Below are 12585 nucleotides of genomic sequence, written 5' to 3' on the forward strand. Positions count from 1 at the left end.
GTTGTGGGCTAAACCTTGGTGAAGAATCAGGTCAGCCCTTGGCTGTTATAAAAAACATTTATACAATAACGATAGGGGATTAACATCGCAGATAATTATTAGAAAAATATGAGATAACTCAATTTAATTGGAGATTAAATTGATTTTGGTTGAGATTACAAGCCCCTTTTCTTCATATAGCAGATTCCGGTGATAAATTTATAAATCAGACCGATTACATTTGATGATATTTTCTAATCAAAAAGTGCCTCATTTTGAGGAAAAGTCGACTCCACAATCTGTCTATTATATGTCGCCGAGAACATTGTGAATAAAGGCGTTGACTACTTCTGCCATTTCTCACCTTTCTAAAATCATTGGCAGTCCGCTTTTATACCGTGCTTAGTTAACTATGTTATGTGGCAAATTAAAGAAAAAAGACCTTGCAAATCTTTTCAAACAATGATAGTGAGATTTATCCATATTTTGTTTCAAATAGTTATACTGATCTGTTTATTCTTACTTTTCATTTTCAGATGTTATCCCGTTAATATAGTTGAATACAAAAGATAAACGGAAACCACAAAGCAACTTGTTATGTACTATAAGTTTGTATGGTTTGTATTGTATTTTTTGGAAGGGTATTCGCCCGACCTTTTTATAAATCGACGATAATGAAAGGAGAACTAAATGGAGACCAGTACTTCAATCTTCGTTTACGGTGTACCTATCGAAAAAGCACATGATAAGTCACTTGGGCCGATTCTGGAAATGAGCGATGACTATCCTTTTTGTGGGATAATCTATTGCGGTTATAAAGCAGGTGATAGTGAAATTCGATTGGCAACCGACCGTTTGTTGTATTTCAAAAAATCGGACGTAATAAGTGAAGGGACTGTTGAAGGATACACGAGTGAGGGCAAGAAAGTACGAAGCTATGAACTCAGTATAAATGCAGAGGTTTATGAGAAGCAGTTCAAGCAAATTAGCTTGGGTCAAGAAGTTTCTAAATCTTTTATATTCGCTTCGGCCGTTGCTTCGCCTCCTGGTGGAGGCATTGATCTTTCACAAATTGATAAAATGTCCCGTGATGAGTTGCAAAAGTTAGTTGACGAACTCATTCAGACAAAAGCTATTGGGCATATCCCCACCTGGGAATCTATAGCTGGAAGATGCGATACATGGAGACAATCTTATAGAGAAACTCGGTATGACCCATGGTCTAGAAGTGATGCTGCCGGGGCTGATTGCGATTAGAGAAACTAAGTTGTAAAAATTTCACTGAAGAGTGATGCTATAGTGATGTTTAATTATGTCACTATAGCTTATCAATTTTTCATTAAATATTTTATTTTAAATTATAGTACTCCAACTTTGGTTTTTTCAGGTATGCATTTTGCTTGGTTTAATAATAGCTTCGTATGCAGAATTTTGTTCTGAAGCATACCAAAGTTGAAGTACAATATTCAGGCAAAATGCTGCATAACAATATATGTACCAAGAAAGACCTAAGTTGGATGACTATATGACGATATTAATAATTAGTGATATTTCCGACCTCCAAGTCTATTGGGTAACCCATTTTTTAAATAAATGGGGTATAAATCATCAAATATTTAGCCCAGCAGAATATCCACTTAAAATAACTCAGAGTACACACCTTTCCTCTATTAGTCCTGATTGTGATCAATGGGTATTAGAAAATGGTAACATTATTGACCCAAGTAAAATAAAGTCTGTTTGGTACCGAAAACCAGCCCTGCCTCAGCTTCCAAACGATTTGAAAGATTATGAAAGGGAGTATGCCCTTAATGAATGTCGACAATCACTTTATGGTTTGTATAATAGTCTTGATCATGCTTTCTGGATAAGTTCAATTCATAATTTACGAATATCAAGTAATAAGCCTCTCCAATTAAGGATGGCAATATCCCTCGGTTTTTTGATTCCAGAGACTTTAATTACAAACGAACCTAAACAAGCAATAGAATTTGCAGAACGTTTTAATGGAAATATTATATATAAGACACTTTCTGATGGTATTCTTTATACACGTGAAGGGCCTTGGGAAGAGCCACGAGTACATGGTGAAATCTATGCCACCTTTTTAAGTGGGATAGATCCTAAGGTATTTGGTGCGGTGAGAAATACGCCTTGTTTGTTTCAGGAGTATATAAAAAAGGATTACGAATTAAGAGTAACAGTAGTCCATGATAAAGTCTTCGCTGTTGAAATTCATTCGCAAGATTGCTCAAGGGCTAAGATAGATTGGCGCAAAGCAAATATTCAGGACGTCCCCCATAAACTACATAAACTTCCACGCAATATAAGAGAAAAATGTCTGGCATTAGTTAAAGGGCTTGGTCTAGAGTTCGGTGCTATTGATTTAATACGTCGCCATGATGGTGAATATGTATTTTTGGAAATTAACCCAAATGGTCAATACGGATGGCTTGAAGATACGATTGGGACTCAAATTAGTGAATATATTGCTAAGGTATTGGCGGGAAAAACTGAAAAATATGTATAATCGGGACAAAACTACCATAATTAAGGAGCCCTCCCACACCACCCGGCGGCATATGAATCAGGTATCAAGGCGGTTCGGCTGGCATTAATAGAATCGATTGCAGGTTATCCAACCGATTTTATTGGGTTTTTGCAGATCCAACGGCTACTATGCTGACTACAAAAAGCCGTGTTCCTGATTTTTCCGTTAGAGTGTGGACTATGTCTATCATTGGACACCCGAGCCGATTTAGAATTTAGCATTCAATAACATAAGCATTGTGGAGGGTATTTAAAAATTTTCACTGAGGACTATGTCATCAACAAAATACCATCAATGCCGAATTTAAAAACCCAGCCTATTATTAGTCGATAAATACTTAGGCTCATGATTTTAGACCCACCACAATAGATAGGGGGTAAAACCTTACTGTTTAAAAAAAAGATTCTATTTTAGAATCCGTATGATCCATTTGAAATTGACATTAAACTACAGACAAAATACAGGAGATTGCCCTGTTTTTGTTAGTTTCATGGTTTGACACGGTATAAACCCAGTGCTACTGTAATTTTTAACTGCATAGTCAATGGAAGGCTGGGGGAGCCAAAGGCATTCGGCTGAGAAAAAACAGATAACCCCTGTTTTGACCCTTGGAACCTGATCCGGATCATACCGGCGAAGGAAAGCTTTTTTTCCTTCCCCCCATCCCCCTGCGGCGTTGCCTAACAGGTGTTTGAACGTAAAGTCACCCATCTGCGGCGTTGCAAAAAAATCTGTAATTCTCACAACCATGAGGTTGTTCCGGTTACAAATTTTTCTGCACCTTGCAGCTGGGAAACTTTCCGCCCAAACACGGGTGTCTGTTTAGACACTTATTGAAAACAAAACTATACATAGCCTATGCTTGAGGTCCTGGGTCTGGCCAAGTCATTTGGTTTGCAGACCATTTTTGAAAATTTTGACCTGAACCTTCCCCATGGGCGGTTTACAGTACTGGTTGGCCCGTCCGGGTGCGGGAAGTCCACCCTTTTTGACTGCTTGACCGGTATAGTCTGTCCTGACCAGGGCCGGATTGTGTGGCAGGGCAACGCCATTGCCCATCTTGGCAGCCTTGCCGCCTATATGCAGCAAAAAGACATGCTGCTGCCTTGGCTGACGCTGGAAGAAAACAGTCTTTTGCCGGTGCAGGCAAGGCCCCGCACGCTAAGAGATATGAAACAGGCAAAACAAACACTTGCCCGGATCTTCGAAAGAATTGGGCTTACAGGATTTGGGGCTCATTATCCCTACCAGGTATCAGGCGGTATGCGCCAGCGATGCGCCCTGGCCCGCACCCTGATGTTTGACCGGGATCTGGTCTTGTTGGACGAACCCCTGTCCGCCCTGGACGCCATTACCCGCCGGGAACTGCAAAATCTGCTGCTCATGCTGCAAAAGGAATTCGGCAAGACCGTTCTCATGATCACCCATGACATTGAAGAGGCCCTGGTCCTGGCAGATGAAATCATACTTGTAGGCCCTACCCCCATGACCATCCTCGAACGATTCCAGCCCAAGGCATCCAAACCAAGGGAGTTCACCCAGCCCGAATTCATGGAGACCAAGGCCCGGATTCTCTCCCGGTTGTTGACCGAAAAGGAGAAAATCCAGGGATGAAATGGTCAGATACGCTTTTTCCGGCCGCCCTCACCCTGGGCATACTGGTTTTATGGGAGGTCCTTGTACAAATCATGCACACCCCGGCTTTTATTCTGCCCCCACCATCGGCCATCGGCCTTTGTGCGGTGATAAAAGCGCCCCTGATCTGGCCCCACGCCTTGGCCACGGCCCTGGAAATCGTACTGGGCATTACGTTGGCCTTGGGAACATCCATTCCTTTGGCCATATTCATGTTTGCCCGGCCCGGCATTGAAAAAGGCCTTTCCCCGTTTCTGGTGGCATCCCAGGCCGTGCCGGTCTTTGCCCTGGCCCCGCTGCTTGTGATCTGGCTGGGATACGGCATATGGTCCAAGGTTTTCATGGCCTGGGTGATCATTTTTTTCCCCATTACCGTAAGCCTGTTATCCGGCCTTAAAAGCTGCGACCCTGATTTCCGCAAACTGTTTACCCTTATGGGGGCAGGATTCTGGATGAAGCTGCGCCTGCTGTACTGGCCCTGGGCGTTACCTCAGTTTTTCGCAGGGCTTAAGGTGGGCGTTACCGTGGCTACCATCGGCGCGGTCATCGGCGAATGGGTGGGGGCCCAGAAAGGGCTTGGCTATCTGATGATCCAGTCCAATGCCCGACTGAATACGGATCTGGTATTTGCCTGCATTCTCTGGCTTTCGGGCATGGGGATTGGGCTGTGGGCATTGGTCAGTTTTGCTGAAAAACGAATGGTAACATGGAAAAATAATTAATTCATAAAAAGAGAGGATAAACAATGAAACGACATGTTGTTCTGACACTAATGACCTTTTTCATGCTTTGCAGCACCGCCTCGGCGCAAAAACTTGTGCTCATGCTGGACTGGTTTCCAAACGTGGACCATTTACCTGTTTATGTTGCCCAAAAATCCGGTTATTTTGCAGCCCAGGGCCTGGAAGTTGAAATTATCGTCCCGTCAGAGACCTCGGATGCGCTGAAACTTGCCGCAGCAGGCAAGGTGGATCTGGCCGTGTCCTACCAGCCCCAGACCATTATGGCGGCAGATGCAGGGCTCAAGGTTAAAGCCGTGGCTCCCCTTGTGGTCAAACCCTTGACAACACTGATGTTTTTGGATGAGTCCATAAAAAACCCTGCGGATCTGTCCGGCAAAAAAATCGGTTACACCGTGCCCGGACTAATGGACATGCTGCTCAAAGGCTTTGCCGACATCAACGGGATTACGGACTACACCCCGGTGAATGTGGGATTCACCATCCTGCCCGCTCTGGCATCAAAACAGGTCGCCGCCGTTATGGGACCCTTTAAAACCTACGAAACCGTAACCATGCAGCAGCAAGGAGTTACCGCCCGTTTTTTTGAACTGGAAAAATACGGCATTCCGGAGTACGAAGAGCTGATTTTCGCGGCAGGTGACGCCACCCTGGAAACGAAAAAAGCTGCGGTTCACGGATTTGTCATAGCTGTTCACAAGGCCCTGGCCGACATTAAAAAGGATCCAGACAAAGCCCTGTCCCTCTACTTTGAGGCCCTGCCCGACGTGGATAAAGAGATAGAAACAAAAGCCTTTGCCCTGACCGCAGAATATTTTGCAGCCCCGGGCCAGGTCAGCAACCCTGAAAAATGGCAGACATTTATAGATTTTGCCCTGAAATACGGACTGATTAAGAACACAATCAGACCCCAGGATCTAATTTACAGCCAAAACAACGATTAGTGCCCACCCATAAATAGCCTTTTTGACCAATTGAGAGCGGAGCTTTTCTTCGAACCCGCCTTGCACTTGAACAAAAAGTCTTATTTCTGGACGGAAACCAAATTTAAAAATCCCATTTAAAGAATGAGTCCAAAATAACTTAACCTGGGAGCGCAGGCGCCTCGCCTGCATCGTTACAATACTGGCACACATGCAGGCGAGACGCCCGCGCTCCCAGATATAGCAAAATAGACAAGTTATTTAAGACCCGTTCCTAAAGGTAATTTTATGAAAACATACTATCGCGCATTAACCATCGCAGGTTCTGACAGCGGCGGCGGAGCCGGTGTCCAGGCAGATTTGAAAACCTTCAGTGCCTTAGGGGTGTTCGGCATGTCCGCCATCACGGCACTCACGGCCCAGAACACCCACAGTGTCACAGGTATTTTTCCTGTCCCCCCGGCATTCATCGGGGAACAAATTGATGCCGTGATGTCGGATATCGGCGCCAATGCCGTCAAAATCGGCATGCTGCACTCACCGGAAGTCATTGAAATGGTGGCCGAAAAACTCAAACAGTGGCAATGCCCCAATGTGGTGCTGGACCCGGTGATGATCTCCAAGTCCGGAGACAATCTGCTCCAGGACGATGCCGTGGACGCATTGACAAAACTCTTGCTGCCCCTGGCCACGGTAATAACCCCAAATCTGCCCGAGGCCTCGGTGCTTTTAGGCAGAATCATCGATACCCCAGATAAAATGAGCGAAGCGGCCGCAGCCTTAGCAGATCTTGGCGCACCCAATGTCCTGGTCAAAGGCGGGCATCTGACTTCTGGACCAGGCATTGACCTGCTTTATGAAACCGCCTCCGGGCAGACAACCCGCTATACGGCAGACCGGGTGGACACAAAAAACAGCCACGGTACGGGGTGCACCCTGTCATCGGCCATTGCCGCAGGCCTTGCCCGGGGACTTGATCTGAAAACTGCCGTTGTCGAGGCCAAAAACTATATCACCGAGGCATTAAAGGCCGGGGCAGATATCGAAACCGGCTCGGGGCATGGACCGGTCCACCATTTTCATGCGTTGTGGAAAAAGAGATAGAATTTATTTAAAAAGCTGCGGGTAACACCTGATTTAACTACCGGGGATGAGGGTTCGGATCTGCATTTCACATTCCCGGCAGTTAAAAACCACTTGAAATCGGTGTTTGCCATGGGTCAGAAACAACGGCCCGGCAGAAGGCTGCGGAGGTTTGCCTCTGTTTTCCCCTGCCTTTCCGGAGCACCACCCAAGGCTGCGGCGGATACAGTGTTTTGTGGTCATGACCGGGGTGCCCGGTCCTGGCGGGACACATTCAAAGGCGGGATCAATGGATTTCACCCCTCTTTTCTTGTAAAATTGAACAGATAGATGGTTGGCTGCATTGGCCCTAAAATCCAGGTCGGCACGGTAAAAATGAACCGGCGTCGGCCTGGGCCCGGCAGTCAGGCGCGCATAGGCCGTTAACCGGTTCTTTTCCAGGCAGTCCACCAGGTCCCGCCGCAAACGATTCAGATCGGCGGCAGGCAGAAACACCGGTTTTGAAAGGATTTCAAGGCAATTCAATTCAAAACAGGTATTGCCCAATTTGCCCAACTGCTTTTGAATGGCTGTCCGGGCCGTGTCCGGGTTGCGGGCCGGGTCCCCCGTAACACAAAGCAGGACCCGGGCCTGGATATTGTCCTCATCCACGCAGGACAGCTCAAACCCTTGGGAGTGTTCACAAAACGTCATATCCAGGGATATCTTTCTTTGGGCGGTCATGCCTGCCATAAGACGTGCAAACTTCAAGTCATGGTTCCTGAATACCATGGTTCCCTTAGGCAAATCATTTTTTTTAATATGTATTTTTCCAGACGGAAATACACTTTGGTTTCCATCCACCCGGTTCACATAAAACCCTTTAAGCTTGCCCGGTGCTTTGGGAAAACAGATTCCATCCCCGGCCAACAGATCATGGGGCCGATCCAGTACCAAGGCCTGGTTTTTAATTTGTTTCACTTGTCCTATGGGCTCGCCCACTGATTTTGGTGTATCAAAGGCGTCAATTGAGCCAGATGACCCGGAAAGAAAATAATCGGTAAATCCCCGGTTAAAGGTTTTGCAGGGTTCCGGCGTGAAAAAAAACGTTACCCGGCCCGAGGAGGCTTTGGTATATGAAGCACCGGTCTTTATCAGGGCATCAAGCTTCTGGCGGTAAAATCCAGTGATATTTTTCACATAATCCAAACTTTTAAGCCGTCCTTCGATCTTAAAAGAGGTGACTCCGGCCCGGACCAGATCCCCCAAAAACTCAGCGCGGTTCATGTCCTTTAAAGAGAGCAGATGCCTGTTTTCACAAAGAACCGTTCCCTCTTTATCCTCAAGGTTCCAGGCAAGCCGGCAGGGCTGGCCGCAGGCGCCCCGGTTGGCGCTTCTGCCGCCAATGGCCGCACTCATGTAACATTGCCCGGAATAGCACACGCACAATGCCCCGTGGACAAAGGCCTCAAGATCCACACGCGTGGCGGTTCGAATCTGTTTAATCGCAGACAAAGACAATTCCCGGGCAAGAATCACACGGGAAAATCCTGACTGTTCAAGAAATCTGACCTTTTCCGGGGTCCGGTTATCGGTCTGGGTGCTGGCAAATAAGGGGATGGGGGGCAGATCCATCTCTAAAAGCCCCATATCCTGAATGATTAAGGCGTCCACCCCGGCCTGGTAAAGCTGTTCAATCAAACGCCTTGCCGGCTCAAGTTCATGGTCGAAAAGCAGGGTGTTAAAGGCCACATACACCCGGGCGAAATAACGATGGGCATAATTGCACAACGCCTCAATATCCGCCACACTGTTGCCTGCGGCAGCCCTTGCGCCGAACCGCTCGGGGCCGATATACACGGCATCGGCACCGTGATCAACAGCGGCCTTGCCAAATTCCATATTTTTCGCCGGTGCCAAAAGTTCCAGGTCGGGCATGATCTCTCCTTATTGTATTTTTCCAACTGGTTCAAGAACCATTTAATACCCATTGTTGTCAATCTTTTCTTCCTAAAACTCGCTGATCAAGTTTTTGTTAATTTGCGCAACTTCGGCGTTAAAAAAAAATTTTAATACTCAAAATATGTCGTATATTCAACCGGTTAAAAATCGTTTCCACCTTGAATTTGAACAAATTCCCTAAAAGCTTGATGATCGAGTAAAAATGCGCCAAAACATAAAAAATTGCACCCCATTCAATAAAAAGAATTGACTCCGCTTGTAAAAAAACAGCACAATCAATTATAAAAAGGAACGAAAGGAAAAAATAATCATGTCGCAGACAGTCTTAATCGTAGACGATGATGCAAAGCTCATTGATCTTTTAACCGAGTATTTTGGAGAAAACGAATTTCGTACCCATGCCGTCATGCTGGGCGCCGACGCCCTTGATGCCATACGGGATGACCAGCCGGATATTGTTATTCTGGATATCATGCTGCCGGATACCGATGGTCTGGAGGTACTCAAGCAAATCCGGGCCAAACATGCAATACCGGTCATCATGCTCACAGCCAAAGGCGATGATACAGACAGGATTGTAGGTCTGGAACTGGGTGCGGACGATTATCTACCCAAACCCTTTAACCCCAGGGAACTTCTTGCCAGAATCCGAGCAATTCTCCGACGTCAGGACAGGACCGTAAACGAGTCCGATACCGTAATTATCCGGGCCGGGGATCTGGAATTGAACCGATCCACACGGACCCTGTTGGCGAAGGGCAAAAACGTGCCCTTATCCACCACAGAATTCAATGTTCTGGAAGTGCTGATGAAACACCCCAACACAGTGCTCAGTCGGGAGCAGATCACAAACATGGCCCAGGGCCGAAGTTTTATGGCTGATGACCGCAGTGTGGATATTCATGTTTCCAAACTAAGGGGAAAAATAGAAAAACATCCCTCTTCTCCGGTGCGAATCAAAACAATATGGGGCACGGGGTACATGTTTATCAATCCTGATTCATAACCAAGGTGCTCGGACCATGACAATCAAGCGCCTTTACCTGAAAATTCTTTTCGCCTTTCTGGGCATTCTTCTTATCACCATCCTGCTGACCATGGGTCTGTTCATGGTGACTGCCGGGCGTTGCTATAAATCCTACCTGGATCATGAAACCCTTGCCAAGCTAAAAATATTCAAGGTCATGGTACAAAAAGAAGTGGAGCGGCATAAAGACCTTCCGCCGGAAAAAAACCCGGATCTTGTCCAACTTTTAGACACCTGCACGGCATTGTTCGACGTCAAACTCTGGCTCACCGAACCCAAAAACCATATTATATTTCAAAGTTTTAAGGGGCCGGTGAATTTTCTGCCCGACAGGGCCCACCGACAGGTCCATCACGACAGCGGAATTACGCTTTATCATTATATAATTAAGTGGAACAAGTACCATGCTGTCATACCCATCAGCTACCGAAACCAAGGATTGCGCCTGCATCTTTTTGTGGACACCGGGAAGACCAATCGCCATGAAGGATTGTTTTTAATGGGGGTTATTGTCATCGGGATTACCGCCACCTTGATGCTGCTCCCTGCGATTTCATACATCACCCGCCGGATAAACCGACTTAATCAGTCTGCCCTTGAATTTGCCGGGGGGAATCTGTCTGTGCGAACGGATATCAAAGGCCATGATGAAATTGCCAAACTTGGGGATACATTCAATCGGATGGCAGATCGATTGGAACGGCTGGTCCGCAATTCCAAGGAACTGACGGCCAATGTGTCCCATGAATTGCGATCGCCCCTTACACGCTTGAGAGTTTCCAAGGAACTGATCTTAGATAAACTGGAGCAAAAGGGCGCTTCGGATGATGCGATCATACGATTATTGAACAACATGGAATCAGACATCGGGGATCTTGACACTCTGATAGAAGAAGCGCTGGCTCTTTCCAAAATTGATTACCAGGAATCGGCCCTGGAACCTGAGACCTTCAGATTTTCCGATTTTATCAAATCCATGGTGAACGCATACCATCCGCTGTTAAGCCGGAACGATCTGATTCTTGACCTTAACATCCGGGACTTTGGCAAGGCCCGCCAAGATAAAGCACTGGTAAAATCGGTCTTTTCCAATCTCATGGACAATGCCATAAAATATTCACCACCCGGCAATACCATCCGTGTGTCTGCCGAAACAGTCTCTCCCAAGGGCCTTGCATTCTCAATTACAAATACCTGCGTACCGATGAGTCAACAGGATCTTGATCGCCTGTTCAATCCGTTTTTCCGTATTCCCGGGCAAAAAGCATCGGGGACAGGGCTTGGACTGGCTATTGCAAAAAAACAGATGCTGCGCTGCAAAGGCACCATCCGAGCAGAACACACTGGCCGGGAAATTTGCCTGACCGTTTGTTTGCCCTAATATAATTTTAGGAACGGATCTTAAGGACCGCAGATTAAATAACTTACCTACTTTGATATATCCGGCAGCGCGGGCGAGACGCCCGCGCTCCTGAATTATTTCGGACTCATTCCTTAAAGAATGATATTTAAAATTCGCCGCAAAGGTTCGGCCGCGCCCCAGAGCAACTGATCACCCACAGAAAATGCGGTGAGAAAATTTTCACCGATATTCATTTTCCGGATTCTGCCCACAGGTACGTTCAGGGTACCTGTCACTGCGGCGGGCGTCAGGTCCCTGATGGAATCTTCCTTATTGTTGGGTATGACCCGGACCCAGTCATTATTGGCCGCCAGGGCGGCATTAATCTCGTCTAAAGGGACATCCTTTTTTAACTTGATGGTAAAGGCCTGGGAATGGCAACGCATGGACCCGATGCGGATGCACTGGCCGTCAATGGGGATGGGGTTATCTGAGCGCCCCAAAATTTTGTTGGTTTCCACAAACCCTTTCCACTCCTCCCGGGTCTGGCCGTTGTCCATGGCCCGATCAATCCACGGGATAAGGCTGGCACCCAGGGGAACGCCCCAGTTTTCAACAGGATATGCATCGGACCGCAAGGTGTCGGTAACCGTCCTATCAAGATCAAGAATCGCTGAGGCAGGATCATCCAGGATCGGGGCCGCCTTGTCACCAATGGTTCTCATCTGTGACACAAGCTCTCTCATATTTTTGGCACCGGCACCGGAAGCGGCCTGGTAGGTCATGGAGGTCAGCCATTCCACCCAGTCATTCTCAAAAAGCCCGCCCAGGGCCATCAGCATCAATGATACCGTGCAGTTGCCGCCGATAAAATTTTTAATTCCCTTGGATATCGCCGTTTCAATGACCGGCATATTGACCGGATCCAGAACAATAATGCTTTGCTCATCCATCCTTAAGGTGGATGCCGCATCAATCCAGTACCCGTCCCAGCCCCGCTCGGTCAATTTAGGACGCACGGCTTCGGTGTAAGAACCACCCTGGCAGGTCACCAATATGTCCATGTCCATCAATCTGTCAATATCAAAAGCGTCAATGAGTTCAGAAGTACCCTGCCCCACATCAGGGGCAGTCTGTCCGGCCTGGGACGTGGTGAAAAAAAATGGTGTGAATTTTTGAAAATCATTCTGTGCAGACATTCTTTCCATGAGAACAGAACCCACCATGCCCCGCCAGCCAACTATTCCGACTTTTTTCATCTCCTCTATCCTTTCTGCTACAAGTATGTAATTTAAAATTTAAGCCTTATTGCATAGCTGCTTTTTTAAAAAAAAGCCAGGGGGCAGATAAAAAAATCAGCGCGA

The 12585-nt window shown here is 46.8% G+C and carries 10 protein-coding genes and 1 riboswitch; of the genes, 8 read left to right on the forward strand and 2 right to left on the reverse strand.

Features of this window, described 5'->3' with window-relative positions:
* The first annotated feature begins 669 nt into the window (after positions 1 to 669).
* From EYB58_RS20195 to thiD, 6 genes are all read left to right on the forward strand, one after another.
* Positions 670 to 1236 carry a hypothetical protein gene (locus EYB58_RS20195; protein WP_111954974.1) on the forward strand — a complete coding sequence of 189 codons (567 nt, stop codon included), beginning with the start codon at positions 670 to 672 and terminating at the stop codon, positions 1234 to 1236.
* 268 nt (positions 1237 to 1504) lie between these two features.
* Positions 1505 to 2509 carry an MvdC/MvdD family ATP grasp protein gene (locus EYB58_RS20200; RefSeq protein WP_163354336.1) on the forward strand — a complete coding sequence of 335 codons (1005 nt, stop codon included), beginning with the start codon at positions 1505 to 1507 and terminating at the stop codon, positions 2507 to 2509.
* A gap of 565 nt (positions 2510 to 3074) precedes the next feature.
* A riboswitch (TPP riboswitch) is annotated at positions 3075 to 3189 on the forward strand.
* Positions 3190 to 3388: 199 nt separating this feature from the next.
* Positions 3389 to 4144: an ABC transporter ATP-binding protein gene (locus EYB58_RS20205; RefSeq protein WP_111954970.1), complete on the forward strand. Its 756-nt coding sequence runs from the start codon at positions 3389 to 3391 to the stop codon at positions 4142 to 4144.
* A complete protein-coding gene (locus EYB58_RS20210; protein ID WP_111954968.1) occupies positions 4141 to 4887 on the forward strand; it encodes an ABC transporter permease in 747 nt (248 codons plus the stop codon). Before EYB58_RS20205 ends, EYB58_RS20210 begins: the two co-directional genes overlap by 4 nt.
* A 23-nt stretch (positions 4888 to 4910) precedes the next feature.
* A complete protein-coding gene (locus EYB58_RS20215; protein WP_111954966.1) occupies positions 4911 to 5849 on the forward strand; it encodes an ABC transporter substrate-binding protein in 939 nt (312 codons plus the stop codon).
* A 267-nt stretch (positions 5850 to 6116) separates the two neighbouring features.
* The gene (gene thiD, locus EYB58_RS20220) at positions 6117 to 6932 is read left to right on the forward strand and encodes a bifunctional hydroxymethylpyrimidine kinase/phosphomethylpyrimidine kinase (protein ID WP_111954964.1); all 816 of its coding nucleotides are present in this window, start codon (positions 6117 to 6119) and stop codon (positions 6930 to 6932) included.
* Between the two features lie 33 nt (positions 6933 to 6965).
* Here thiD and EYB58_RS20225 read toward each other — a convergent pair whose 3' ends face one another.
* Positions 6966 to 8828 (reverse strand): peptidase U32 family protein, encoded by a 1863-nt coding sequence (locus EYB58_RS20225; RefSeq protein WP_111954962.1) that lies wholly within the window; start codon positions 8826 to 8828, stop codon positions 6966 to 6968.
* Positions 8829 to 9162: 334 nt separating this feature from the next.
* Between EYB58_RS20225 and EYB58_RS20230 the strand changes: the two genes are divergently transcribed.
* On the forward strand, positions 9163 to 9858 hold the full coding sequence (locus EYB58_RS20230) for a response regulator (RefSeq protein WP_111954960.1): 696 nt from the start codon (positions 9163 to 9165) through the stop codon (positions 9856 to 9858).
* A gap of 16 nt (positions 9859 to 9874) precedes the next feature.
* Positions 9875 to 11260 (forward strand): HAMP domain-containing sensor histidine kinase, encoded by a 1386-nt coding sequence (locus EYB58_RS20235; RefSeq protein ID WP_111954958.1) that lies wholly within the window; start codon positions 9875 to 9877, stop codon positions 11258 to 11260.
* A 113-nt stretch (positions 11261 to 11373) separates the two neighbouring features.
* Here EYB58_RS20235 and asd read toward each other — a convergent pair whose 3' ends face one another.
* On the reverse strand, positions 11374 to 12480 hold the full coding sequence (gene asd / locus EYB58_RS20240) for an aspartate-semialdehyde dehydrogenase (protein ID WP_111954956.1): 1107 nt from the start codon (positions 12478 to 12480) through the stop codon (positions 11374 to 11376).
* Positions 12481 to 12585 lie beyond the last annotated feature (105 nt).

The sequence above is a fragment of the Desulfobacter hydrogenophilus genome (assembly GCF_004319545.1).
In the GTDB taxonomy this organism is placed as follows: Bacteria; Desulfobacterota; Desulfobacteria; order Desulfobacterales; family Desulfobacteraceae; genus Desulfobacter; species Desulfobacter hydrogenophilus.